Consider the following 25,296-nt stretch of genomic DNA (forward strand, 5'->3'; position numbering starts at 1 on the left):
AGGTGTTAAATAAAAAAGTTTCTTCAATTTCAATTCTGCTCAAAATGTTGTTCTTGCGTTCTAAAAACAGTGCCTCGGAATGTGGCTATAGTATCATCATGCTGGTTCATAATTGTAACATTATATACGCCGATGCGGTTTCCGAGGCTTAGCTCTTCGGTTGTTGCGGTCAGCATATCGCCGGCCGTAACTTTTTTTATAAATGAAATATTATTTTCGAGAGCCAAGGATATTCTGCCGTAGCTGTTGGATGCAAAGGCTAAAGCGCTGTCTGCCAGCGAAAAAGCTATACCCCCATGGGATACGTTAAATCCATTGGTCATTCCTTGCCGCACTTCCATCTTCAGGGTTACAGATCCTGGAGTAATATCGATGACTTCAATCCCCAGCCACTGGCTAAAGGCGTCATCAGCCATCATTTTTTCAACCACATTTTCTGCTAGTTTTTGTTTATCCATAGGCTGCAAGTTTATACCGATCGGTACGGATTAATTGATGGTATCTGTGGCTAATAAAAGGTTTCGTTATTTCTGACTTTTCGTTTCAATAATGGATTCGGGCGATAGCGATCTTCACCGTATTCCATCTGCAGAGCAGTCATTTGCTCTAAAACTTGTTCCGGTCCTATATCATCTGCCCATTTTAATAGTCCTTTGGGATAGTTGACGCCTTTAGTCATAGCAAGGTCTACATCTTCGACGGTCGCCACATTCATAAATACAGCATCTGCTGCCTCGTTGATGAGCATGGCAACAATGCGATCGACAATATCTTGCCCCAATTCTTCATCTTTGGTTGGTTCGGGATTGTTGGCACCATCGCCGTATTCGTAAAATCCCTTTCCGGATTTTTTGCCCAGATATCCGGCTTCTACCATCCGTTTTTGGGTAAATGAAGGTTTGAAACGTGGATCGTAGAAGAACTCTTCAAATACTGTTTGGGTTACTTTGTAATTTACATCGTGACCGATAAAATCCATAAGTTCAAAAGGTCCCATCCGAAAGCCACCGATCTCTTTCATAGCCCAGTCTATAGTGGCTACGTCGGCCACGCCTTCTTCAAGCTGGCGAATAGCTTCGCTATAAAATGGTCGCGCTACACGATTGACAATAAATCCGGGTGTATCTTTAGCCAGCACCGTAGTTTTGCCCCAGTCATCAATGAGCTGGCGGGCAGTTTTGGTTGTCTGATCGGTAGTAGTAATACCCGGCACAATTTCCACCAGCGGCATAATAGGAGCAGGATTAAAAAAGTGAATCCCAAGAAATCGCTTTGGCTTTTTTAGTGCGGATGAAATAGAAGCAATGGAGAGGGAAGAAGTATTTGTGGCTAAGATAGCATCACGCGGCACAATACCTTCGAGTCTTTGAAATACATCCTGCTTGATCTCTAGATCTTCAACCACAGCTTCGATGACAAGTTCGCATTCATCAAACTTGACAAGATCATCTTCAAAATGGATGCGCTCCATAATGCCGTCAACTTCTTGCTGGGTCATCCGTTCTTTTTCAACTTGGCGCTGTAAAATTTTTCTGAGAGCATGCTTGGCATTTCCAAGCTGATCTGCATACGCATCATACAAATAAACCTGATGTCCGTATGTTGATGCAATTTGGGCTATGCCTTGTCCCATTGTTCCGGCGCCAACTACACCAATTGCCGCTGACTGATCCATAAATGAAGTATATCTAAATGTTAATATTTGGTAATTTTGAAAATAACGATTTCAATCTTAAAACCAACCCATTAACTATACGAGATGCCGCCGTTGAGTTTTAGAAGGCTTTGTAAAACTATCTCTATGTTGTCATTCTGAACTTGTTTCAGAATCTCATGTCAGTTGTTGCGTTTAAATCAAGATCCTGAACGGAATTTGGGATGACAAGCTAGGTTTTGCAAGCCTTCTTTTAATAAAATAGTAACTTCATAATAAAAGATCTGTAATTATGCCCAACAATGGGCTATTTTGAGGTGTTGATGCGATATTGACTAAAAAATTACGCAAGAAGGAGCCCCCAATGGTTGCTTTGAAAAGAGGGAACAGTTTCGAGCATTGCCGTATCATACAATTTCTTATGGCATAACAGCTAGGCTTTCTTTCCGGCTGTCAACGGTAGCTTGCCACACATTATATGATGCTGAGTACCTAAGGTGGCCGTTGATGATGCAAGGATATTCTATCTGGTGATAAAAGGTTGACCAAGGCGGGCAAGCAGCTACGTTACTGAATCCTATTTTATTTACCCTTGTAGTCAGGTTTACGTTTCTCCAAAAAAGCCTGCACGCCTTCCTTATAGTCATCCGTTTTACCGGCCCGGGTTTGTAGGTCTGCTTCAACTTCCAAATGCTCATCTAGATTATTCGACAGCGATTGATTCATGGCTTCTTTGTAGAGTCCAAATCCTTTGGTGGGCATACTTGCCAGTTTTTGGCATATTTGCTTGGCTTCGTCGATTAACTTAGCTGGTTGAACGGCTTTATAGATCAGCCCGATTTTTTCGGCTTCTTGTGGAGAAATTTCTTCATCCAGCAAGTACATGGCATTTGCACGCTGCATGCCAACTAAGCGAGGCAAGAAAAAGGTTCCGCCACAGTCAGGGATGAGCCCAATTTTACTAAAAGATTGCACAAAAACAGCTTCTGTTGAAGCTAGTACCAAATCACAGCATAGGGCAAGATTTGCCCCAGCGCCTGCAGCCGTGCCGTTAACGGCACAAACGACTGGTTTTTCAATAGTGCGAATGGCTTTGACAATGGGATTATAGCTGGATCGAACAGCATCCCCAAGCTCAAAATCTTCTGCTTGTTCAGCAGCTTCTTTTAAATCCTGTCCCGCGCAAAATGCCTTTTCTTTACCGGTAATCAGAATACAACGCACCTCATCATTTTCTGCTGCGTCAGCCAATGCATTTTGCAGCTGTTTGGCCATAGGCCGAATAAAGCTATTGTATTTTTCAGGCCGATTAAGTCTGAGAGTGAGAATGCTGTCAGTAAGCTCTTGTTCAATAAATTGACTCATTAGTAATTATCTTGTTGGGTGCAGATTTTTAAGCTTATGAATTGTGGTCTCAAATTTAAGTAGATGAGCAGCTAAATACATTTAAAATGTTCAAAAGGCTCATCACAGTCATGGCAGTAGTATTGTGATTTACAGGCTGTGGAGCCAAACTCACTCTGCAATTCCGTATTTTGAGAATCACAATAGGGACACGAGATAGTTTTGTCGGATTGTTTGAGTGAAGATAGGAAATCCTCATCCGGGTCGGTTTTGCCCGGTGGAGAAATTCCGTAATCTTTAAGTTTTTTTTTGGCGTCGTCCGACATCCAGTCTGTGGTCCATGTTTCTGAAAAATCTTTTCGGACCTCAAAATTTTGGATTCCGTTTTTGCGAAGTGTTTTTTCAATTTCATCTTCAATAGCCTTCATCGCGGGACATCCGGAATAGGTGGGCGTAATTTTAATCACATACGTATCATCTTCGCGTTCAACGCTGCGAGCAATACCCAAATCAACGATAGTCAATACGGGAATTTCGGGATCGGTTACTTCAGCGATAAGCTCCCAGATATCCTCTTTGCTATATTTGGTTACGGGTTCAGGCATAACTACTTATTTAACGAAACACGAGCTTACATATTGAAAAAAATATCAGGTTAATAAATCTGGTTACAAATCATCAACCCTGTAACCTATCACTCCCAGTTGGCATCAGGATAGGAGCGTCGCAAGTGCTGCATTTCAGCCAAAAGGTGGCCAAGATGTTCGGTATGCAGTCCTTTACGTCCTCCTTCGGCCATATATTGATCGAAATCAGGAACTTCCAGTGTTGCTTCTTTTAGAGTATCCGATACAAGGTTTTTCCAGTCAGTTTTAAAACTTTTGGTATCAGCAGCTATCTCTTCATCCTGTAAGAGGTCATCAATTTCATCTTGATAAAATAGGGCACCGGTATAGGTCCAAATTTCGTCGAAGGCATCCTGAATACGTTGGTGACTTTCTTCGGTGCCGTCGCCAAGCCGCAGTACCCACTCGCGGCTGTGTCGCAGGTGGTATTTTACTTCCTTCAGGTGTTTGGCCGCCATGCCGCTGAATTGTTCATCATCGGCATCAGCCAGAATTTGATACAGGTAAAAGCTAAATGCTGAGAACAAAAATTGTCGGGCAATAGTAAATCCAAAATCGCCTTTGGGCAGTTCAGTAATCTTTAGGTTAGTGTATTCGGGATCATTGCGAAAATAGACCAAGTCATCTCGATGGCGCCCTTCATCTTCAATTTCTACTGCATACTCATAAAGTGAAGCGGCATGACCGATATAGTCCAGTGCAATATTTGCTAGTGCAATATCCTCTTCTAGGATGGGACCGTGTCCACACCATTCCGAAAGCCGATGGCCAAGAATCAGGCGATCATCAGCCAAGCGAACTAAATAATCGAAAAGTGCTTCTTTTTTTGTCAATGTTTTTGTTTGTGTAGTCATGATCGTCGTTTTGTAGATCGGGGGACATCGTAAAATTGCGGGTGCCGATAGGGTTTGTCATCAGCAGGATCGAAAAAAGGACCTGCATCTTCACCTTTGGATGCCACAATTTCTTCGCTGGGCACTACCCAAAGGTTTACGGCTTCTTTACGCCGCGCATAGACATCTCGGGCATTTTCGAGCGCCTTTTCGGCATCAGGGGCGTGGAGGCTCCCTGCATGCTGATGGGGCTTGCCGTCTCTGGGTTGAGTAAATACCTCCCACAGCGGCCATTGGGTGTCTTTGTTTTCTGATTTTTTATCGTTGCTCATGTTTAACTTTTGTTCAGAATATAGATTAATTCTTAAAAGGTTATGGGATAGTTATTCATTAATAGAAAAATCCAAGTAACGAATAATTATTAACCGGTAATCAACTAACTTGCTTTTTCTTTGCTTAATTTCTGTTTGCGGGCGTATTCTTCGGCTGCTTCGCGTACCCATTCGCCATTTTCGTGGGCTTCTCGGCGTGCCTTCATCCGCTGTTTATTCATGGGGCCGTTGCCTTTAACGACATTCCAGAACTCATCCCAGTCAATTTCCCCAAATTCCCAGTGGCCGGTTTCTTCATTGTACTCCAGGTCTGGATCAGGAATTTCAAGTCCTACAGTATGGGCCTCTTGCACATGCCGGTCAACAAAACTCTGGCGTAACTCATCATTGGTTTTAGATTTCACGCCCCACTTAATTAGCTCTTCGCTGTTGGGCGAATCTTCGTCGTGGGGGCCAAACATCATGAGTGTAGGCCACCACCAGCGATCCACAGCATCCTGAATCATTTCTTGCTGCTCAGATGTACCATCAGCCATCTGGGCTACCATTTCGTATCCTTGCTTTTTGTGGAAACTCTCTTCTTTACAGATGCGGACCATTGCCCGTGAGTAGGGGCCGTATGAGCTTCGTGCTAGCATAGTTTGGTTAATAATAGCTGCCCCATCTACCAGCCAGCCAATAACGGCTACGTCAGCCCAGCTGAGCGTAGGATAGTTAAAAATACTTGAGTATTTGGCTTTACCTTCTAGTAGCTGGTTGATTACTTCTTTCCGGCTGGCGCCAAGTGTTTCGGTAGCACTGTACAGATAAAGACCATGGCCGGCTTCATCCTGTACTTTTGATAACAAGATCATCTTACGGCGCAACGAAGGGGCACGGGTAATCCAATTTCCTTCGGGCAGCATACCCACAACTTCAGAATGCGCATGCTGAGACATCATCCGGATGAGCTGTTGGCGATAACGATCCGGCATATCATCTTTAGGTTCAATAGTTTCGCCGTTGTCAATTCGTTCTTGGAATGTTTTTTTATTTGTTGATTCTTCACTCATAAGTACAAGAATTTGGAGCACATTTTTGTTACTCAGAACATATACATGAACGTTAAATTAAACAAATGCATTCATGTCTCGATTTAGTATTATTTTTATAAGCTAAATAGATATTTCACTTAAATAATTTGAGACGTTACCGGTAGGATACTATATTAAAGTTTACAGTAGTTAAAATGATAACTGAGTCGGAGTAACGTATGAAAGCTGATCCCAATAGTGCAACCTTGGAACGTCCCGTTGAAGAGGAGTTTGATGACCATTTAGGTCTTCAAGATGTTGATTATATAGAACATTACGTCAGTAATGCAAAGCAGGCGGCTCACTTTTATCAAACAGTATTTGGATTTGAACTTAAGGCCTTTAGTGGACTTGAAACGGGTAACCGAGACTGCGTTTCATATTTGCTTCAGCAGGGCAATATTCGATTTTTGCTAACTTCGGCATTGTCCAGTGATTCTTTTATAGCTAAACATGTTTTACAGCATGGGGATGGTGTTCGCGATATTGCCATGCATGTAAAAGATGTTGATCGGGCCTACCAAGAGACGGTCAAGCGTGGGGCGGAAAGCGTAGAAGAACCACATGATCTTGAAGATGAGCATGGAAAAATACGCAAAGCGGCCATAGCAACCTATGGTGATACTATTCATACGCTTATTAATCGTGTGGAATATGACGGGATTTTCATGCCGGGTTTTGAAGCTACAGAATCCCCACTGAAAGATGTGAGTTCAGTTGGTATCCAGTATGTAGATCATTGTGTGGGAAATGTTGAACTGGGTGAAATGGAAACGTGGGTTGATTTTTATCGCGATGTGATGGGCTTTACCCAGTATATCCATTTTGATGATGATGATATTTCTACAGAATATTCGGCGCTTATGTCGAAAGTAATGGCTGGTGGGCGCGGGATGATCAAATTTCCAATTAATGAGCCTGCTGACGGCAAGAGGAAATCCCAAATTGAGGAATATATTGATTTTTATGAAGGACCGGGCGTTCAGCATATTGCATTGTTGACGGGTGATATTATTGAAACAGTTGAAAAGTTACAAAACCGCGGACTCGAATTTTTACACGTGCCTACTACTTATTATGAAGAACTCGAGAGTCGGGTTGGTACTATTGACGAACCCATTGACAAGCTGGAAGAGTTGGGCATTTTGGTTGACAGAGATGATGAAGGATATTTGTTGCAAATTTTCACAAAGCCAGTTGTAGATCGTCCGACACTATTTTTTGAAATTATCCAGCGTAAAGGAGCTCGTGGTTTTGGGAAGGGTAATTTTAAAGCGCTCTTTCAGGCAATAGAACGCGAGCAGGAGCGGCGCGGAAATCTTTAAATTTAGTCGAAGGTCCTAAGTACTGGGTAAAAGGTACTTTGTTAGGTACTATAACTCTGAACTTTTGACTTTCTACTCTCTACAAAAAGGAGGTCACCATGATTTATCACCAGCTAGGAAAAATCCCCCCCAAGCGGCATACACAGTTTCGACGTCCGGACGGGGAACTGTACCAAGAGCAACTGTTTGGAGCAGAGGGTTTTCACGGAAGTTCATCACTGCTTTATCACCATAACCCACCAACACGAACAACCAAGGTAGAACGCGGAGAAGAGATTAATATCGAAAAGTGGGATGAAGGAATACTTCGCCATCACCACCTGCGTACGGCCAATGTTGCCAAAGGTGGCGATCCAGTAATGGGACGAAAAGTGTTGCTCTACAATAACGATGTTCAAATTGGTGTGGTACGTCCTACGGAATCGATGGATTATTTCTATAAAAATGGAGAGCATGATGAGCTGCTTTTTATCCACGAGGGGGAAGGATACGTGCAGACTATGTTTGGCAAGCTCGATTTTGGATATGGAGATTATATTTTCATTCCGCGCGGCACAATTTATCAGATGGTATTTGAAACCGAAAAAAATCGCATGCTCACGGTAGATTCAACCGGACCTATTGACGTGCCGGATCGCTATTTGACCGAAAAGGGACAATTTGCCGAGAATAGTCCCTATTGTGAGCGTGACATTCGCCGCCCCGAAGGACCAATTTTTGTTAACAAACAAGGTAAATTTGAAGTCCGGATTAAAAAACAGGGACGTTATACATCATATTGGTACGAACACCATCCCTTTGATGTCGTTGGTTGGGATGGGTACCTGTATCCATGGATTTTTAATATCAAGGATTTCGAGCCGATTACGGGACGTGTCCATCAGCCGCCACCCGTTCATCAGACGTTCGAAGGCCCCAATTATGTGGTGTGTTCATTTTGTCCTCGCAAGTTCGACTATCATCCCAAATCTATTCCCGCACCTTATGCTCACTCCAATGTTGATTCGGATGAGGTGTTGTACTATGTAGAAGGTGATTTTATGAGTCGAAAAGGTGTAGAAACAGCCAGTATTACGCAGCATCCCGGTGGTATCCCTCATGGGCCGCATCCTGGGAAATATGAGGGTAGTATCGGTAAAGAAGAAACTGATGAGTATGCGGTGATGATTGATACCTTCCATCCGTTACATCTCACCACCGAGGCCAAGAAGCTGGATGACGATGGTTATCCCTACTCTTGGATCGAGGATGGGGAGAAGGAAAAAATCGAAGCGGAAGAATAATCTACTCAATAACACTTATTTAAAGCCTGTCGCTTCTATTTACGGCAGGCTTTTCTTTTTTTCAAGCTATTGTAGAATAGGTACACATGTTTGGAATTTCTGTTCATCTTCTTTCTGTTACTAGGTAGCATCATCAAATTAAAATACAGATTAGTTAGATAGTAGAATAAAGCGATGGAACATATTTTAATCACTGAGATTGACAATCAGGGACCGGGAGATATTCTGGGAGCCATCGGCGGTGAAACAGATATTGATCCCGCTATAATTGGCAATATTGATATAAATGGCTCAAAAGCTTTTGTAGAAGTTAATGGCAAAAAAGCGACGAAGCTTGCGAAACAGCTGGATGGCAAGAAAGTAGGTCAGTCACGGGTATCGGTTCGGGATGTCGATACGGAAAATTTTGAAGATTTAGAGACGGTTTTTGAATACTCGGATCGTTTAAAACAGCTGGTTGAACTGGAACGCGAACAGGAGATGCGGGAGCACGAAGAAAGTATTCGCACACTTTCAGGTCAGCAGCGAGAGGCCGATGGAAAAGCTATTCTTCATTTGAGAGGCCGCGACGAAGGCAATGCGCTTGAAGGAAAGCTGGTGAAATTCATGCGTCAGCACAAAGGAGAGCCCCTGCCGGAAACTGAGATTTCGGTTGGCGACCTGGTGATGATTTCCCACAGAGATCCTCTGCTGAGTGATAATCCTACCGGAACGGTAGTACAAAAGACAAACTATTCGATTACAGCAGCTTTCGACCAGCCCCGAAGTTTTATATTCGGTAAGGGACTGCGTATGGATCTTTATGTCAATGATATTACCTATCAGCGGATGAAGGATGCATTAACTCAGCTGGAAGAGGCTAAAGGAGCATTAGCTGAGTTGCGCAATATTTTTGTGGGGATCCAAGCTCCAATACCTTCTGACGACAAAGAGGTAGAGGAGTGGTTTAATGGTGATTTGAATGAATCCCAGAAAAAGGCGGTCTCTGCTAGTTTGGGAGCCGATGATTTCCATCTGATTCACGGGCCGCCCGGCACGGGGAAGACGACCACAGCCATCGAAGTTATTGAACAGGCCATGGCAGATGGAAAGTCCGTCTTGGCCACGGCGGCTTCGAATACGGCTGTTGACAATATCCTTGATTTTCTGCTGGATCGCAGCAAAGAAGCCGTTCGCGTAGGTCATCCAGCTCGTGTAACACCAAAGCTGAAAGAGCATACGCTGGACAGTTTGATTAAAGAACATCCGAAATTTAGTCAGTCAGAAGAGTTACGGAAACAGGCATTTGAAAAAAAGGAAGAGCAGGAAGAATTTACGCATCCATCAGGAAAATACCGGCGGGGAATGAGCAATAGTAAAATTAAAGAACTTGCCGAAGACGGACGAAGCTCGCGCGGTGTTTCAGCTGACAAGATTCAGGAGATGGCGCAGTGGATTGAGATTCAGGATGATATTGAAGAACTGTTCGAGGAGGCTGACCAACTTCGGGAAGAGGCCGTTGATGAGCTCCTTGACAGCAAGCAGGTTATTTGTACGACCAACAGCACTGCTGGCAGTGAACTGTTGGAGGGACGCCATTTTGATCTTGTAGTCATTGATGAGGCTACGCAGGCCACTGAGCCCAGCTGTTTAATTCCGATTACCCATGGCAGAAAAGTGATTATGGCCGGTGATCATCGGCAGCTTCCACCGACGGTGAAAAATCGTAAGGCTGCTGAACAGGGATTTAAAGAGACCCTTTTTGAGCGATTGGCTGAGAAATATTCCGGCAAAAGAAGTATGCTCGACATACAGTATCGCATGCATGAGAAAATTATGGACTTTTCTAGCCGTCAGTTTTACGAAGAGGGACTTTCTGCTGATGAAAGCGTAAACACTCACACGCTTACAGATCTCCAGCTCGATATTAATGCGTTTGATAATGAGCTGATGGATATTCTTGATCCAGCTGAGCCGGTTGTGTTTGTCGATACAGTTCAGTTAGATGCGGCAGAACGATCCCGGCAGGGATCAACGTCGAAAGAAAATCCTGAAGAAGCGCTGTGGGTAAGCAATATGGTTGATAACTTGCTCCGTGCCGGAGCGTATCCCTCTGATATTGCTGTTATCAGTCCGTATGACGATCAGGTTGATTTGCTCGACCGAAAAATTGATGTCGAAGACCTGGAGGTGAAGACGGTGGATGGATTCCAGGGACGTGAAAAGGAAGTAATCATTATTTCGCTGACGCGCAGTAACAAAGACGATCAGATTGGTTTTCTTAAGGATGTGCGAAGGCTTAACGTATCGCTAACCCGTGCCAAGCGAAAACTGATTGTCGTGGGGGATAGTGCTACGGTGACGTCGCACGAAACGTACCGTGAATTTGTGGATTACGTTAAAAGTTGGGGGCGGGTAGTAAGATTATAATTTCAATTCCTAGTCGAGGCTGTTAGGATGGGTAATAGTATTACTGGGTACTTTTGATTAATCACTTTGATCTGTTTGGTTTACGGCAGGTATACCTGCATCTGAAAAATAACGAAATAACTCCCATTGGGTTCCAGGAGCCCAGTTTTTACAAGTATGTTCGGCATCCGCTCATGCTGGGTTTTATTATTGCTTTTTGGGCGACGCCGCATATGACCCTGGCACATCTGGTGTTCTCAATAGCAACGACCGGCTATATTTTTGTCGGCATTTGGTTTGAAGAACGTGATTTGATCCGATATCACGGTAAAAAATATAGAAAACACCGTGAGCGGGTGAGCATGCTTATCTCAATACCCAAAAAGGATTAAAAGGTTAATCATTTTTTAAATCTAATATTATAGCTGATCCGCAAATGGTAAAAGAAGCATTCGAGCACTATCAGAAAGCAATAAAGCTTTGTCCTTCTGCGGGTAAAAGTACGGCCACGACGAAGGTAAGCCTGCACAATAGTTCTGAATATGAGGCGCCTGGGAGTTTGTGGTTGTAACAGGATACTTTTGTCTTATTTATTGCTCACCTTCTCTGCTGCCTGGAGAGCCCGATATACATTGACTACTCCGCCGGTAACCGAAAGGGTGTCAAAATCAGCTAAGGTTCCTTCTGCATTAGCTTTGTGGGGAATGATAACATCTTGGTTGGGATATTTCTTCACACTCTCCATAATGACAGAACGAATCTGGTTGGACGTAAGATTGGGATAGTAGCTCATGAGGAGAGCGGCGGTGCCCGAAACAACTGGTGCGGCCATGCTGGTTCCCTGATTACGTTCATATTTACTGTCAGGAGTTGTGGAATAAATATCTACTCCCGGAGCAAATAGGTCAACCCGCTCAGCACCGTAGTTGCTGAAGGAGCCCACAAAAGAAGAGTCCGGTTTCCATGAGCTGGCTCCGATAGAAAGCCAGAGGTCAGCAGTTTCAGATCCTTCAAAATAGTCGCCATAAGTATCGGTAGGGTAGTTCTCTTTTTGATCTGTATTCTCGGATGAGTTCCCTGCCGCGTGTACCATTAACACGCCTTTTTTATTGGCATAGCGTATGGCTTTATCCACCTGTTTCTTATATGGTGAATAAGATTTCCCAAAGCTCATATTGATAACATCAGCTCCATTATCAACGGCATAGCGGATGGCATTGGCTACATCTTTATCACGTTCATCGCCGTCAGGCACGGCACGTATTGGCATAATTTGTACATTGGCAGCTACGCCGTTCATGCCAATTCCGTTATTTCGCACAGCTCCGACAATTCCAGCTACATGAGTACCATGGCTCGGATCGGGACCGATCACGTCGTTGTTCCCGTAATAACGCTCCGTTTTATTATCATAGTCATCGCCCACAATATCACGAGGTGAAAAGTCCGGGTTATAGCCGTACTTCATAAATTCGTAAAGCTGTTTTTTCTGCTCGGCAATAACAGTAGAATCAATGTCGTTTTCCAGCACATAGGTCATTACATCTTTGGCAAAAGCCATTTGTTTATCCTGAGGCTGTATTGCCTGTATATCCTCATAGGTATAAGAGCCACTAAAATAATTCGAAAGAATTTTCTCTGCTTCCTTCTTGCTGTCCTCAAGTGAGCTTATATTATTATATTGCCGTTGTTGTTTGTTAATCTGATAAGCATAGGCTTTTTTGATTTTTTTATAGTATTCGTACTTCTTTTGGGCTTTGGCTGATAATACGGTGGTGTCGGCATCGGCAAATTTTGGGTGAAGTCGGGCGTAAATCCGGGTTACTTCAAAAGTATCATTATTCACATTCTTACCGTCAGCACCGCCAATAAAGTTCCAGCCGTTTACATCATCTTTGTATCCATTCTGGTCGTCATCTTTTTGATTATTAGGAATTTCGTCACTGTTAGTCCAGATATTTGCTTGAAGGTCACTATGTTTAATATCAACACCGCCGTCAATAACCGCTACTATTATTTGTTTTTGGGACGAACGATCTTGAAAAATTGTCTCGTACGTTAATTTGCTGCTTATCCCCCGAAACTGGGTTTGCTGTTCGTCTAAGTGGTGCCAGTTTTTAGGTGGGGTTTCTAAAGTTGAAAAATCTACTGTTTTTTGAGTTGTATCTACGGACTGCTCTATAGAAGGCTGAGTAACTTCTTTGGTGGAGCTACAGCTGTAAAATGTGATAGCGCAAATAAGTGTGATAACGAGTCGGTTAGTCATATTATATGACAGCTAACAGTTGTGATTGTTGATTTGTTTAAATGTTTTAGATGCTTTCAACAGATGATAAAAATCGTTCTTCAGCTTGCTTATAGGCGTGATGAATAGATTTTGTTATGGCATCTTTTAGCCATTTTCCGGAGGGGGTTTGATAAAATTTTGCATAGCTTGCTAAAGTATTACCATCTATCCCGTGATACATTACAAGCAGTTGGTTTTGTATTTGCTGGTCGATTTGCTGTTTAACCCTGTTGCGGAAATTGCCGACAATACCTTCAATTTGTGAGGAACCGAGTGTTCGCTGTTGGTTTAGAGTATTGAAGGCTGAAACAAGCGATCGAAAGATGATGATATTGGATTCAATTTTAAAATTTGCTGCTGATGTATTTTCAGCAAGCTTGCGTATTAGTTTCTTCCTTGATTCGGCAGGGGGCGTTTGTTCAAGCTCATATTTGTTGACAACTTGCTTTCGCTGACCTTCCAGCGTATAAAATTCTTTTCGTTTGCTAAGCACTTGCTCACTTTTCTCCATGTTCATCCAGCGGATGACAGAGTCAGCATATGTAGCATTATAATTTTTTTGGAAAGCCTTTTTTGCATCTCTATAAAGTGCCTGCTTTTGGTATGCTTGCTCAAACAAGTTCATCATTCGTTTGTTCTTGGCGGCAGGTAACCCAAATGGGTTTTGCTGAAATTGTTGATGCAGTTTGTCAGGTACTTCATAGGCGATATCTTGCAATGGGATGTTGTTGAGTATATCGCTGATCGTTTGATCGGAATCCTCAGATTGCTGACCAACTGTTGTAAATGGTAATACTGCAAAACAAATCAAAAAAAGTAATATTCGAGATAACGTACTCATAGACAAAGCTAAAGGCTTTATTATTTCTTTATTTATGTAAAAGCTAAGCATAATTTGGGCTTTAAAACAGAAAATGATTATTAAAAGATGTTTTTTAAATAGGTTTTGCTTGAATTTATAGCTGATATCCATTAGAATAATCTTCAATTCTTAAAGGTTTCAGAGAGAAATAAATGGTAATTTTTAAATATAGGGGTCGCTTGATTAGTACAGAGCTGGACTATAATTAGCAGATTACAATAAAATGCTAATTACAATCTTTTTGTACTAGTGCATTAGCTATTGAGTAACGGCTTTTCGGACTCCCAAAACTTTTTAATTATGGCAGAAAATAATGACGGTTTACACACACCGATATCACGGGGGCATTGGCGTCCTTTACCGCTCGGTCATCTGTTAGAGAACTATAATTTGTTCGATAAGCGTGTAATCCTGGTTGTAGGAGGATGGTTAGTTCTTTTTGCATTAAGTCTTTTATCAGTAGTATATCTGGTACCCACAGATTGGGGGTCGTTGGCAACCGACCAACAAGCTATTTCTATTTTCTTGCTATATTATCCGCCGTTATTGATATGTAATTTCTTACTGTTTTGGCTGGGGTTTGAATGGGGATTTATACCTGCTTACCTATCTACATTTATGGTGGCTTTAGCGTCACAAATGCCTGTGCAATGGGCTATGCTTTTCGGCGTTGCCGTTGTGCTTAGTATGGCTATTTTCGCACTTGTATATTATAGTACGCACTTTAAATATACGTTGGACAGTCTTAGCGATCTTGCCTTTTTTGTTGGGGTAGCCTTGGTAGCATCTATGGCGTCATCACTCGGTTCATTAATATGGAGCCATGTACAAGAATTAACAATTGAACAAACTCTTGTTGCCTGGAAAAGCTGGTGGACAGGTACTTTTCTACAAATTGTGCTTATCAATGGCCCTATTTTATATTTGGTAGGAGATCGTGTAGAGCGGTTAAAAGATAAGTATTTTGATGTCCCCAATCGTCCGGAAATTACTCTTCGATGGGTTTACACATCTATTATTGCCGTTGTTGTGGTGCTAAGTATTTTTATCCTTTCAGCCGAAAAACTGGGCTCGTTACGTATTCAAGAAGCACTCTTGAATTCTCCTGAAGATATAGGAACTGAAATTGTCGGAGCTTCCCAAACTTTCAAACTTACAGCCTGGATATCTATCATTATTTTGGTGACTGTTGGGCTAAGTGGCATACGGCTTGTGGATACATGGAACAGTACGCTCAAAGAGCAGGTTCGGGTAAAACGTGCCCTTATTTCTGAGATACATCACCGTGTGAAAAATAACATGCAGCTTATCGCGGGATTAATAGAGCTTCAAATTCATGATTCCAAGAGTGAGGAAGTAGGCAAAGAACTTCAAAAAAGTCATTCCCGTATTTATTCCATGGCAAAAGTTCATGAGCAGACCTATCAGCAACAAGACGCTGCTGATGTCAATATTGAGGGGTTCGCTCCGCAAGTAGTACAAAAGATAGAAGCAAATTTTATAGAAGGAAACAACGTTAACTTCAAACTGAATATCCCTTCTGTAAAACTTGTTATTAGTCAGGCAGTCAATTTTGGACTTCTATTGAATGAGCTACTGAGATATGCTGCAAAAATATCGTTCAATGATGAACGTGTTATATCTGTAGATATCGAAGAGAATGATGAAAGGATAACTGTTCACATTCATGATGCTGGAGGTGCATTGCCGTCTGTTGAGGATATCAATACGGACAAGACATTAGATTTGACACTTATTAATAGATTTTGTCGCCAGCTAAATGTGCAATTAGATGAAGATGTAGCGGAGGGAGAAGGAGAAATATTGGCATTTTCTTTTGAACGCAGAACACCCGACCCTGATCAGGTGATAGGTTAAATAATAAATTTGTGTAGTTTAAAATGTAAATCTGTTCACTACTGAGTTGATTGATTTTATGGATTGTGGTCTTTTTAGGTATTACGTGCTTGCCTTTCCGTTGCTCATAAACTAACATAGAACAAACGGGAAAGTTAACATAGAATGTTTCCTCAATGGATTTTCAACAGCTTCAGGAAAAGATTGATTATGCTCGTAATACAAGTCACTCACAATCACCGCTTGAGGTTGATGATTTTAAAAAATTGTTACAGCAGCGGACAGAAGATGACGAAAGCTATTTAACATACATTGATGAAGATGACAATAGAGTAGAAATAAGTTACAGCGAGTTTTATCAACATGTCTTGGGCTGCGCAAGATTTTTACAAAATCATGGATTAAGGCATGGTGATCGGATTGCAACAATTTCCCATAATCATTGGCATACAGTTATCCAATACTATGCGGCCTGGCTGCTGGGATTAGTAGTAGTACCTGTAAATCTGGGTGAAGATGATGAACGTATCGCTTACATTCTGGAAAATGGTAATGTAGAGCTGGCTTTTGTACGAACAGAATACCGAGAGCGGTTTAGGAAGATCCTCGAATCTTATGGTTATTTAAAGCATATAGAGTGGATTGTATGCGAAGGGAAGTTGGAAAACTTTACGCGAGACCAGGGTGAGCTAACGTTGCCCGAAGATTCGCTGGCCGAATCAGAGTCGTTAATCGTATTTACTTCGGGCACCACCGGGGCACCTAAAGGTGTAGTATTAAGTCAGCGGAATCTGCTGGAAGATGCTCGAAGCATTGCGCAATGGCACAACATTGATGAGAATACACGTATGATGTGTGTGCTGCCTATCCATCACGTAAACGGCACGGTAGTAACATTGATCACGCCCTTTTTTGCAGGAGGATCGACTGTACTGAATCAGCGGTTCAGGGCCAGCCGATTTTTCGAGATTGTTCGCGACGAGAAGGTACATATTGTTAGTATGGTTCCCACGCTGTTACAATATTTAAACAGTTATTACGAGGAGAAACAACGGCCTAAGACTCCTTCGTTGCGACACGTTATTTGTGGTGCCGGTCCACTAACCGTAAAAGTGGCAGAAACCTTTGAAGATGAAATTGATGTGCCGATTATTCATGGCTACGGACTTTCGGAAACAACCTGTTATTCTTGTTTTGTACCTGTTGATATTGATCGGGATGAGCACAACAAATGGCGCAGCGATTATGGATATCCCAGTATTGGTATTCCCGTCTCAGCCAATGAGATGGCTATCCATGATGAAGAGGGGAATGAGCTTGGAGAAAATGAGCGTGGCGAAATTGTGATCCGCGGCGTAAATGTGATGCTCGGATACTATAATAACAAAGAAGCTAACGAAGAAACTTTTAAAAACGGATGGTTTCGTAGTGGTGATGAGGGATTTTATATCAATGACGAAGAGGGGCGTCCTTACTTTTTTATCACCGGACGTCTTAAGGAGCTTATCATTCGCGGAGGGGTAAATTTAGCTCCGTTAGAAATTGATGAGGTTATTAATAAAGCCCCGGGTGTAAAAGCTGGCATTGCCGTAGGTTTTGAGAATGATTGGTATGGTGAGGAGGTCGGAGCCTATGTCGAACTTGAAGAAGGAGCGGAAGAAGATGAGGAAGCTATTTTAGCTTTTTGCAGAGAACACCTGCCGTTTAGTAAATCGCCCAAGGTAGTGGTCTTTGGAGATCAGATTCCCGTTACTTCAACCGGAAAATATCAGCGCCGTAAGGTGACGCACCATTTCAAGGAATGGAAAGACGTACAGTTTAGAAAGTAATCTTAAAAGCTAATACTTTGATCCTCTACCAGGGTTTTACAATATTTCTTACTCTTGGTTGCGTTAGTACGTAAAGTACAGAAAAGCAAAATGCTGAGTAATATTTTTGGAGGTTCTTATGAGTACGTCCCCGCTCACACTTGATTTGTTTACACAAGTTCAATCTGATTTTGAATCTTCACAATATAAAATCTTAGCTGGACTCAAGTCGGTTTCTAAAGAGTTTAAAAACAATAAAATATATCCCCACCTCAGTCACTTGGTAGAGTTGTATTCCACCCTGTCAGATATTCTGAATCAATTGCAGGGGCTTCGGGATAAGTTTCCCAAGCGCATTAAGAAGATCGATTTTATCAATGAGAAAATTGAACACGAGGTAATCTTTGTACCCGGTGCCGATATTAACAGGGTAGAAGAACTTATAGAATGGGGATTACCCTACATCAAAGATCATATTGAAGAAGGAAAAACTATTTTTGAATTTGTAGATGATGAGATTAATCTTGAAAAGGTAGGGATTGTACCGGGTTATACCGATGAAGGATACTTCTTTGTACCTGATAACGAAGAATCTCGATTGTTGTTATTCCAATATGAGGTGACGGTTTTTGAAAGTGCCAAGGATAAGTATCGCTCACTAAAAACAACCTTCAAAAAAGCGATCGAAAAAGGGAAAGCTCATCGATCACCCAACGCCATCAAGCTGGAGCTGATCAACGAAAATGAAGAATTGCCTAATCCTGCTACTTACGCATTTAATACCGATCTGTATTTTCCTTTTCGAGAGACTATCTTTCCGGTAACCAAGCGAAAACTGCTGCAGCAATTATTTAAAGAATAAAATATTGCCCCTTTTATTCACTACTCATGATTATAGGGCTTTGCCAAACTTTGTCATTGCGAATGGAGGGAATAGAATGAACGGAATGTAGTAATCTCCACGCCCCAAATATCGTGGGGCTCGCGATGAAAATTTCAGATTGTGTGGTTTTGTAAAAGGCTCGATTAAATACCTCCTACTATTTTATCTATCAACCACAGCCAACGTACATCGCGAGCTACAAACTAATTGATTTCGACTATTTGTAATTTTCGTTTCCCACACTTGTACAGATCGTCCCTTGTGAATAGGTGTAGAAACGCCACTAACTTCACGGCCTTTTTTTACGGCGCGCATATGATTAGCATTAATCTCGATGCCAACAGCTGATTGATCATTATTATCCAGGTTTAGCCAGGCTCCTACCGATGCCAATGTTTCGGCCAGTGTTACTGATGCCCCGCCGTGTAAAAGGCCAAAGGGTTGTATGGTGTTTTTATCCACCGGCATCGAGGCTTTTACTTCATCCGTCTTGAATGAAGTAAAAGAAATGTTGAGTACATCTCCCATATGTTGTTGGGGAGCATCTAAAAATGTTTTAACGCGATTTTTAATTTCTGGCTGGATATACATAATCGATTCTGTTACAATTGGTTTATTGTTTTAATATAATGGAATCGAATCACAAAAAAATAAAATAAGACTTTAAAATAATCCTTAAAGGCTTAACTTAGGATTAGATAACGCTGTTATTTTTACTCAATAATGCACTATTATGGAATATGAGCCAAGTACTATTATTTCGGAAGTTAAAAAGGGGCTTAACAAGCACGATAAAGATGTGCTAATTGCTACTAAAAGAGAAGGCCAATGGGTAAAAACCGGCCGAGAAGAATTTACCACTAATATTAAAAAGTTGGCGCTTGGCCTATATGAGTTAGGGGTTCGCAGGGGAGATAAAGTGAGTCTCCATTCCGAAAATAGTGCAGAATGGTTGATGTGTGATCAGGCAATATTATCGTTAGGTGCTGTTAATGTACCTATTTATACAACCCAACCGGCTGATCAGATTAAATATATATTAGATGATTCTGGAGCAAAAGTACACATTGTGTCTAACGATCAGCTTTTTGAGGAAACTCGGTCTATCAGAGATACTATTGAGAATGTAGAAACCTATATTTCGATTTTTGAGTCTGGGCATGATGAGGTTCGTAATTTGGACGAGATTATCCAGTTGGGAGCTCAGAAAGATGAAGAAGATCCGCAGCTTTTTGAACAGCTTAGAGGACAAGTAGATCCGCATGACCTGGCCACTCTTATATATACATCCGGTACTACCGGGGCACCCAAAGGAGTGATGCTTACGCATAATAATATTGCTTCGAATGTGCAGGCCTCTCTCGAGCGGGTCCCTTTTGATACTACTGTACGGGAACATGAACAGATGCTTTCTTATCTGCCGCTCTCACATGTCTTTGAGCGAATGATGACCTATCTATATTTGCGTCTGGGGTATCCCATTTACTATATCGAGGATATAGAAGAGATCAGAGAAGACTTAAAAGAAGTTGAGCCACATTATTTTGCTACGGTCCCCCGACTGCTGGAAAAAATACATACTGGCGCTAAAGTAAAGGGACAAGAAATGAGTGGGCTTAAAAAGCGTTTGTACTACTGGGCGATTAATAGAGCTGAAGAGTTTGATCCTGAAAATCCTCCGTCCGGGCTTGAGGCCATAAAGCATAAAATTGCTGATAAGCTTGTTTATTCTAAGATCAGGCCACTTTTTGGGAGACATCTTGCCGGCATGGTTAGCGGGGGTGGTGCGCTTTCTTCCACGATCTTCCGTTTTATGAATGCAGTTGGAGTAGATTGCCGACAGGGATATGGGCTAACAGAAACTTCGCCTGTTCTTTCTGTGCAAGATGATGATCATTTAATGCCCGGTAGTTCTGGTGCACCGCTTTCTAATGTGGATATTAAGATTGCCGAAGATGGCGAGATACTGGCTAAAGGTCCTAATGTGATGGAAGGGTATTATAATAATGAGGAAAAGACCAAAGAAGTATTTACCGAAGACGGCTGGTTTAAAACTGGTGATATTGGGAAACTTGAACGAGGCAATCTGTGTATTACGGACCGAAAAAAATCTGTTTTTAAATTATCAACAGGTAAATATATAGCTCCGCAAATTATTCAAAACTTGTTAACTGAAAGTGGGTATATCGATCAGGCGGTTGTTATTGGCTACAAACGAAAATTTTGTTCAGCACTTATTGTACCAAGTCTCGAAAATATTAAAAAACATTTTGGGAACCGAGATATAGGTTCACTGGATGATATTAAGGATAATCCTAAGGTTCGCGAGGTTATTCAGAAAGAAGTGGATAAAGTAAATGTGAACTTATCACCCTGGGAAACAGTTAAAAAGTTTGTACTGCTTTCGAAACCGTTTACTATTGAATCTGGTGAGTTAACGCCTACCCATAAAATAAAGCGATCTGATATTAAAGAGAATTATGCCGATGTAATTGATAAGATTTATGAGGATGCTGATGAGGAAGAATAATTATTGATGAGTGAGTGCTTCAAGACTCTTTAAATTTAAACCTGTTTACTAACGCAAATATTTTATGAGTACTTCTGATTACGATATTCAAAAAGTAGCTGTACTTGGGTCGGGAACGATGGGATGCCAAATAGCAGCCCATTGTGTAAATGCCGGACTCCAGGTTTGGTTACTCGACCTTAAAGATGAAGAAAGTGACAATCCCAATCAGCAGGTGGTTGATAATATAAAGGAACTCACGAAAATGAATCCCGCTCCATTGGGCAATCCGTCGGATGCTGAAAAAATAAAACCGGGTAATTTTACTGATGATCTTGATATTATTGCCGAAATGGATTGGGTATGTGAGGCCATCGTCGAAAAAATGGACATCAAACAAAGTATGATGGCCGATATTCAGGAAGTCCGCACGGAAGGTACCATTGTGACTTCCAACACATCAGGATTACCAATTGGAGATATTAGTGAGAATTGTTCAGCTGAATTTCGAAAACACTTTTTGGGGACGCACTTTTTTAATCCCCCCAGGTATATGAAACTTCTGGAAGTTATCCCCACCTCAGATACGGCAGATTCGGTCACTGAATTTATGGCCACTTTTTGTGAGAAAATGCTGGGCAAAGGCATTGTGCGGTGCAAAGATACCCCAAACTTTATTGCCAATCGAATTGGAATCTTTTCGATGGCTAACATGATGCCGTATTTCTTTAACGGTGATTTCCGAGCCGAAGAAATCGACTTTTTAACAGGCACACTCACCGGTTATTCCAAAGCAGCGACCTTTCGTACGGCTGATATGGCAGGACTGGATGTCACCCATCATGTAGCTAACAATTTGTACCCATCTATACCTGATGATGAACGGCGCGATGTTTTCCAGCTGCCGGATGAATTTGATACCATGATTGAAGAGGAGAAACACGGTAATAAAACAGGCGAAGGTTTCTATAAAAAAGTTCGCACTGAGGAGGGCAAAGAATACAAGGTTATTAATCCCGATACGCTGGAATACGAATCGCAGATAGATCCTGAGTTTGAAAGTGCAAACAAAGCGAAAAAGAAATTCAAGACTCCAGAGGAACGGCTCAAATTTCTGGTTAAACAAGATGACAAAGTGGGGCAGTTTTTGTGGGATATTCATTGCGATTTGTTGCTCTATTCAGCAAACAGAATTCCAGAGATAACTGAATCCGTTGAAGCCATTGATCGTGCGATGAAGTGGGGCTTTAACTGGGAGCTGGGACCCTTTGAGCGCTGGGATGCCATTGGCGTGAAAGAATCAGTGCAACGCATGCAGGATGAAGGGTTGGATGTTCCTGAATCAGTAGTACAGATGCTTGAAAAGGGCCGCAACCAATTTTATGATCAAAATGAGGGAACGGTATACAATTTGGCAACTGGAGAAGTGGAGCAGTTGAGTCCGCCTGCTCAAGGTGCCATCGAGATATCAACACTCAAAGCTAACGACAGGGAAGTATTCGGCAACGATCATGCTGGTTTATATGATCTTGGGGATGGCGTTGCGCTCTTTGAATTTCGTACGAAACGACAGACACTTGGTTTTGAGCTTGTCCAAGCGCTACAGAAGTCCTGTGACATTGTTGCCCGCCAATTTGATGCACTCGTCATCAGTCATGACAATGACAACTTTACGTATGGTGCGAATCTGATGGAAGCCATGCAGGCGTGGAAGCAGGGTGACAAGGAGCGCGTGAAAACTGCAGTACAGCATTTTCAGGATACTGCAGTGGGACTTCGTTATCAGCCATTTCCCGTGGTAGTTGCTCCTTTTGGGCGATCGCTGGGCGGTGGTGTAGAATTTATTATGCATGCCGATAAGGTGGTTGCTCATCACGAACTGTATGCTGGACTGGTAGAAGTAGGGGTTGGTTTGTTGCCCGCAGGCGGTGGGACGAAGGAATTGCTCTACCGTGCCATGCATCAGGTGATGGACGATGAGCAGGTGGATCCCATGCCGTATATTAAAGAAAATTTTAAAACGATTGGTATGGCTAAAGTCTCGGATGGAGCGCCCAAAGCACAGCAGTTGGGATATCTCCGGGATTCTGATTCCATTATTATGAATCGCGATCTGCTAATTTCCAATGCCAAAGATGAGGCTCGTCGTATGGCTGATTTGGGTTACCACCCGCCCGCAAAACCGACGATACAGGTACAGGGTAAGAAGGCACTGAGCTCGTTAAAGCTGATGCTTTATATTATGCATGAGGCAAATTTTATCACCGATTACGATAAAGTTGTTGCTGAAAGGGTGGCTTATGTAATGAGTGGAGGTGATTTGAGTGAACCTCAAGAAGTATCCGAAGACTATTTGCTAAAGCTCGAAAGAGAAGCCTTTTTAAAACTTCTTGAAGACGAACGAACCCAAGCCCGAATAGAACACATGCTTGAGAAAGGGAAACCGCTGAGAAATTAGTTATTTAGTAGAAAGTATATGGTATTGAGTAGAGAGTATATTGCATTAAAGTTTCTTCAATTAATCTGTAAGAAAATTGTCATAAAAAGGTCTTAATGGTAAGTGTAAATTATTAACTAAATTCACTTACTATGAATAATTTTAGAGAATTAGATGTTTGGAAGAAAGCCGTCGAACTTGCTACCAGAATTTATCAACTAACTGATGATTACCCTAAACAAGAAGTATATGGTTTAACTTCTCAAATCCGAAGATGTACTGTTTCTATCAGTTCAAATATTGCTGAGGGAGCAGGACGAAGGAGCGAAAAGGAATTTCAAAAATTTCTCGATATTGCAACAGGATCTTGTTACGAACTCGAAACGCAATTAATTATTTCAAATAACTTACAGTATTTAAATGAGGCGGAGTATAAAAATATCAAAGGTAAACTGATTGAAATCCAGAAGATGATTTATGCTCTAAGACAGAGTTTAGCAGAGTAATTTTTAAACTTTCTACTTAATACTTTTTACGTATGACTAACAGAGAAGCCGTAATTGTCGCCGCAGCAAGAACGCCAACCGGAAAAGCCAATAAAGGATCACTCCGGTTCACGCCACCCGACACGCTGGGTGGAGAAGTAATTAAATCGTTGCTGGAAAGAGCACCTTCCGTAGAGCCGGAAATGGTTAATGACGTAATTATGGGATGTGCCTTTCCCGAAGCTTCGCAGGGGCTTAACGTGGCCAGGCAGTGTGCTGCTCTCGGTGGATTACCAGCGTCAGTTCCTGCTGCCACCGTGAATCGTTTTTGTTCGTCCGGGCTGCAGACCATAGCGCAGGCCTCCGAAAGGATTATGACTGGTGCTGCTGATATTATTATTGCCGGTGGTGTTGAATCGATGTCAAAAGTGCCGATGGGCGGATTTGTTGTAGAGCCCAATCCCGAACTGGTTGAAGAGTATCCCGAAATTTATATCAACATGGGGCTGACGGCCGAAAACGTAGCTGATAAGTATGATGTTAGTCGTAAAGATCAGGATGCTTTTGCTTATCGGAGTCACCAGCGGGCGATTAAGGCTTGGGAAGAAGATTATTTTGCTGATCAAATTGTGCCCATTGAAGTGACCGAAAAGAAAGTGACTGCCGGTGGAGAAGTGGGAGAACAAGCGTTTACCTTTGATACCGATGAAGGACCTCGTAGTGATACTTCTGAAGAAATCTTAGCAAAATTAAATCCTGCCTTTAAAAAAGGAGGCACGGTAACAGCTGGCAACTCTTCACAAATGAATGATGCTGCTGCAGCTGTGATGGTTATGAGCAGAGAAAAAGCCGAGGAGCTGGAGCTTACACCGATGGCCCAATATCACGGGTTCTCAGTTGCAGGTGTACCACCCGAGATTATGGGGATTGGTCCTGTGGAAGCCGTACCCAAAGTGCTTGATCAAACTAACATGGATCTGAACGACATTGATCTTATAGAATTGAACGAAGCTTTTGCCGCACAGTCAGTGGCTGTTATACGCGAACTTGGCCTCGATGAAGATATTGTCAACATCAACGGTGGGGCTATTGCTATGGGACATCCACTTGGTTGCACCGGTGCAAAGCTTACTACGCAGATTTTGCATGATCTACAGCGCCTTGACAAACAGTTTGCTATGGTTACCATGTGTGTAGGTGGTGGCATGGGGGCAGCAGGCATTTTTGAGAATTTAAATTAACTTTAATAGAACACAGATGTAGCGAATAAAACTGCTTTTCATTGTTATATGTAGTCAGTGAAAATCTGT

The 25,296-nt window shown here is 42.2% G+C and carries 21 protein-coding genes; 11 read left to right on the forward strand and 10 right to left on the reverse strand.

Going from position 1 to position 25,296, the window contains the following annotated elements:
- Positions 1–29: 29 nt before the first annotated feature.
- From LX73_RS00065 to paaA, 7 genes are all read right to left on the reverse strand, one after another.
- Positions 30–458 carry a PaaI family thioesterase gene (locus LX73_RS00065; RefSeq protein ID WP_148897428.1) on the reverse strand — a complete coding sequence of 143 codons (429 nt, stop codon included), beginning with the start codon at positions 456–458 and terminating at the stop codon, positions 30–32.
- A 50-nt stretch (positions 459–508) separates the two neighbouring features.
- On the reverse strand, positions 509–1,675 hold the full coding sequence (locus LX73_RS00070) for a 3-hydroxyacyl-CoA dehydrogenase NAD-binding domain-containing protein (RefSeq protein WP_148897429.1): 1,167 nt from the start codon (positions 1,673–1,675) through the stop codon (positions 509–511).
- Between the two features lie 561 nt (positions 1,676–2,236).
- Positions 2,237–3,019: an enoyl-CoA hydratase-related protein gene (locus LX73_RS00075; RefSeq protein ID WP_148897430.1), complete on the reverse strand. Its 783-nt coding sequence runs from the start codon at positions 3,017–3,019 to the stop codon at positions 2,237–2,239.
- 71 nt (positions 3,020–3,090) lie between these two features.
- A complete protein-coding gene (paaD, locus tag LX73_RS00080; RefSeq protein WP_148897431.1) occupies positions 3,091–3,603 on the reverse strand; it encodes a 1,2-phenylacetyl-CoA epoxidase subunit PaaD in 513 nt (170 codons plus the stop codon).
- Positions 3,604–3,692: 89 nt separating this feature from the next.
- Complete coding sequence (gene paaC / locus LX73_RS00085) at positions 3,693–4,478, reverse strand: 1,2-phenylacetyl-CoA epoxidase subunit PaaC (RefSeq protein WP_148897432.1); 786 nt, start codon at positions 4,476–4,478, stop codon at positions 3,693–3,695.
- On the reverse strand, positions 4,475–4,789 hold the full coding sequence (gene paaB / locus LX73_RS00090; protein ID WP_148897433.1) for a 1,2-phenylacetyl-CoA epoxidase subunit PaaB: 315 nt from the start codon (positions 4,787–4,789) through the stop codon (positions 4,475–4,477). The genes paaC and paaB overlap by 4 nt, the downstream gene beginning before the upstream one ends.
- Before the next feature lie 104 nt (positions 4,790–4,893).
- Complete coding sequence (gene paaA, locus LX73_RS00095; RefSeq protein WP_148897434.1) at positions 4,894–5,841, reverse strand: 1,2-phenylacetyl-CoA epoxidase subunit PaaA; 948 nt, start codon at positions 5,839–5,841, stop codon at positions 4,894–4,896.
- A 200-nt stretch (positions 5,842–6,041) separates the two neighbouring features.
- Here paaA and hppD point away from each other — a divergent pair, with 200 nt between their 5' ends.
- The 4 genes from hppD (at position 6,042) to LX73_RS00115 (ending at position 11,250) form a co-directional block, all read left to right on the forward strand.
- Positions 6,042–7,187, forward strand: coding sequence for a 4-hydroxyphenylpyruvate dioxygenase (gene hppD, locus LX73_RS00100; RefSeq protein ID WP_148897435.1), 1,146 nt, complete (start codon positions 6,042–6,044; stop codon positions 7,185–7,187).
- Between the two features lie 98 nt (positions 7,188–7,285).
- Entirely contained in the window at positions 7,286–8,470 is a 1,185-nt protein-coding gene (locus LX73_RS00105; protein WP_148897436.1) for a homogentisate 1,2-dioxygenase, read from the forward strand.
- Between the two features lie 174 nt (positions 8,471–8,644).
- Complete coding sequence (locus LX73_RS00110; RefSeq protein WP_148897437.1) at positions 8,645–10,879, forward strand: IGHMBP2 family helicase; 2,235 nt, start codon at positions 8,645–8,647, stop codon at positions 10,877–10,879.
- Positions 10,880–10,932: 53 nt separating this feature from the next.
- Positions 10,933–11,250, forward strand: a complete 318-nt coding sequence (locus LX73_RS00115; RefSeq protein ID WP_211359329.1) for a methyltransferase family protein — start codon at positions 10,933–10,935, stop codon at positions 11,248–11,250.
- Positions 11,251–11,444: 194 nt separating this feature from the next.
- On the opposite strand, the gene LX73_RS00120 is transcribed toward LX73_RS00115, so the two are convergent.
- Both LX73_RS00120 and LX73_RS00125 read right to left on the reverse strand, forming a co-directional pair.
- Positions 11,445–13,124 (reverse strand): S8 family peptidase, encoded by a 1,680-nt coding sequence (locus tag LX73_RS00120; protein WP_148897438.1) that lies wholly within the window; start codon positions 13,122–13,124, stop codon positions 11,445–11,447.
- 46 nt (positions 13,125–13,170) lie between these two features.
- A complete protein-coding gene (locus LX73_RS00125; protein ID WP_148897439.1) occupies positions 13,171–13,986 on the reverse strand; it encodes a hypothetical protein in 816 nt (271 codons plus the stop codon).
- A 321-nt stretch (positions 13,987–14,307) separates the two neighbouring features.
- On the opposite strand from LX73_RS00125, the gene LX73_RS00130 reads away from it, so the two are divergent.
- The 3 genes from LX73_RS00130 (at position 14,308) to LX73_RS00140 (ending at position 18,534) form a co-directional block, all read left to right on the forward strand.
- Positions 14,308–15,885: a sensor histidine kinase gene (locus tag LX73_RS00130; protein ID WP_148897440.1), complete on the forward strand. Its 1,578-nt coding sequence runs from the start codon at positions 14,308–14,310 to the stop codon at positions 15,883–15,885.
- Between the two features lie 155 nt (positions 15,886–16,040).
- Positions 16,041–17,693 (forward strand): class I adenylate-forming enzyme family protein, encoded by a 1,653-nt coding sequence (locus LX73_RS00135; protein WP_148897441.1) that lies wholly within the window; start codon positions 16,041–16,043, stop codon positions 17,691–17,693.
- 118 nt (positions 17,694–17,811) lie between these two features.
- The gene (locus LX73_RS00140) at positions 17,812–18,534 is read left to right on the forward strand and encodes a hypothetical protein (protein ID WP_148897442.1); all 723 of its coding nucleotides are present in this window, start codon (positions 17,812–17,814) and stop codon (positions 18,532–18,534) included.
- Positions 18,535–18,717: 183 nt separating this feature from the next.
- Here LX73_RS00140 and LX73_RS00145 read toward each other — a convergent pair whose 3' ends face one another.
- Positions 18,718–19,146, reverse strand: a complete 429-nt coding sequence (locus tag LX73_RS00145; RefSeq protein ID WP_148897443.1) for a PaaI family thioesterase — start codon at positions 19,144–19,146, stop codon at positions 18,718–18,720.
- A gap of 142 nt (positions 19,147–19,288) precedes the next feature.
- On the opposite strand from LX73_RS00145, the gene LX73_RS00150 reads away from it, so the two are divergent.
- From LX73_RS00150 to LX73_RS00165, 4 genes are all read left to right on the forward strand, one after another.
- A complete protein-coding gene (locus LX73_RS00150; protein ID WP_148897444.1) occupies positions 19,289–21,085 on the forward strand; it encodes an AMP-dependent synthetase/ligase in 1,797 nt (598 codons plus the stop codon).
- 64 nt (positions 21,086–21,149) lie between these two features.
- A complete protein-coding gene (locus LX73_RS00155) occupies positions 21,150–23,522 on the forward strand; it encodes a 3-hydroxyacyl-CoA dehydrogenase/enoyl-CoA hydratase family protein (protein WP_148897445.1) in 2,373 nt (790 codons plus the stop codon).
- Between the two features lie 131 nt (positions 23,523–23,653).
- Positions 23,654–24,007, forward strand: coding sequence for a four helix bundle protein (locus tag LX73_RS00160; RefSeq protein ID WP_148897446.1), 354 nt, complete (start codon positions 23,654–23,656; stop codon positions 24,005–24,007).
- Between the two features lie 32 nt (positions 24,008–24,039).
- Positions 24,040–25,227, forward strand: a complete 1,188-nt coding sequence (locus LX73_RS00165; RefSeq protein WP_148897447.1) for an acetyl-CoA C-acyltransferase — start codon at positions 24,040–24,042, stop codon at positions 25,225–25,227.
- The last annotated feature ends 69 nt before the right edge of the window (positions 25,228–25,296 follow it).

The organism is Fodinibius salinus (assembly GCF_008124865.1).
Classification (GTDB): domain Bacteria; phylum Bacteroidota; class Rhodothermia; order Balneolales; family Balneolaceae; genus Fodinibius; species Fodinibius salinus.

Excerpts from the sequence above, each read along its gene's own strand:
- paaA (WP_148897434.1), bottom strand. The coding sequence starts at position 5,841 with ATGAGTGAAGAATCAACAAATAAAAAAACATTCCAAGAACGAATTGAC.
- LX73_RS00150 (WP_148897444.1), top strand. The coding sequence starts at position 19,289 with ATGGAATATGAGCCAAGTACTATTATTTCGGAAGTTAAAAAGGGGCTT.
- LX73_RS00130 (WP_148897440.1), top strand. The coding sequence starts at position 14,308 with ATGGCAGAAAATAATGACGGTTTACACACACCGATATCACGGGGGCAT.
- LX73_RS00165 (WP_148897447.1), top strand. The coding sequence starts at position 24,040 with ATGACTAACAGAGAAGCCGTAATTGTCGCCGCAGCAAGAACGCCAACC.
- LX73_RS00105 (WP_148897436.1), top strand. The coding sequence starts at position 7,286 with ATGATTTATCACCAGCTAGGAAAAATCCCCCCCAAGCGGCATACACAG.
- LX73_RS00120 (WP_148897438.1), bottom strand. The coding sequence starts at position 13,124 with ATGACTAACCGACTCGTTATCACACTTATTTGCGCTATCACATTTTAC.
- LX73_RS00140 (WP_148897442.1), top strand. The coding sequence starts at position 17,812 with ATGAGTACGTCCCCGCTCACACTTGATTTGTTTACACAAGTTCAATCT.
- LX73_RS00135 (WP_148897441.1), top strand. The coding sequence starts at position 16,041 with ATGGATTTTCAACAGCTTCAGGAAAAGATTGATTATGCTCGTAATACA.
- LX73_RS00110 (WP_148897437.1), top strand. The coding sequence starts at position 8,645 with ATGGAACATATTTTAATCACTGAGATTGACAATCAGGGACCGGGAGAT.
- paaD (WP_148897431.1), bottom strand. The coding sequence starts at position 3,603 with ATGCCTGAACCCGTAACCAAATATAGCAAAGAGGATATCTGGGAGCTT.
- LX73_RS00125 (WP_148897439.1), bottom strand. The coding sequence starts at position 13,986 with ATGAGTACGTTATCTCGAATATTACTTTTTTTGATTTGTTTTGCAGTA.
- LX73_RS00075 (WP_148897430.1), bottom strand. The coding sequence starts at position 3,019 with ATGAGTCAATTTATTGAACAAGAGCTTACTGACAGCATTCTCACTCTC.
- paaC (WP_148897432.1), bottom strand. The coding sequence starts at position 4,478 with ATGACTACACAAACAAAAACATTGACAAAAAAAGAAGCACTTTTCGAT.
- LX73_RS00155 (WP_148897445.1), top strand. The coding sequence starts at position 21,150 with ATGAGTACTTCTGATTACGATATTCAAAAAGTAGCTGTACTTGGGTCG.
- LX73_RS00070 (WP_148897429.1), bottom strand. The coding sequence starts at position 1,675 with ATGGATCAGTCAGCGGCAATTGGTGTAGTTGGCGCCGGAACAATGGGA.
- LX73_RS00160 (WP_148897446.1), top strand. The coding sequence starts at position 23,654 with ATGAATAATTTTAGAGAATTAGATGTTTGGAAGAAAGCCGTCGAACTT.
- LX73_RS00065 (WP_148897428.1), bottom strand. The coding sequence starts at position 458 with ATGGATAAACAAAAACTAGCAGAAAATGTGGTTGAAAAAATGATGGCT.
- paaB (WP_148897433.1), bottom strand. The coding sequence starts at position 4,789 with ATGAGCAACGATAAAAAATCAGAAAACAAAGACACCCAATGGCCGCTG.
- hppD (WP_148897435.1), top strand. The coding sequence starts at position 6,042 with ATGAAAGCTGATCCCAATAGTGCAACCTTGGAACGTCCCGTTGAAGAG.
- LX73_RS00145 (WP_148897443.1), bottom strand. The coding sequence starts at position 19,146 with ATGTATATCCAGCCAGAAATTAAAAATCGCGTTAAAACATTTTTAGAT.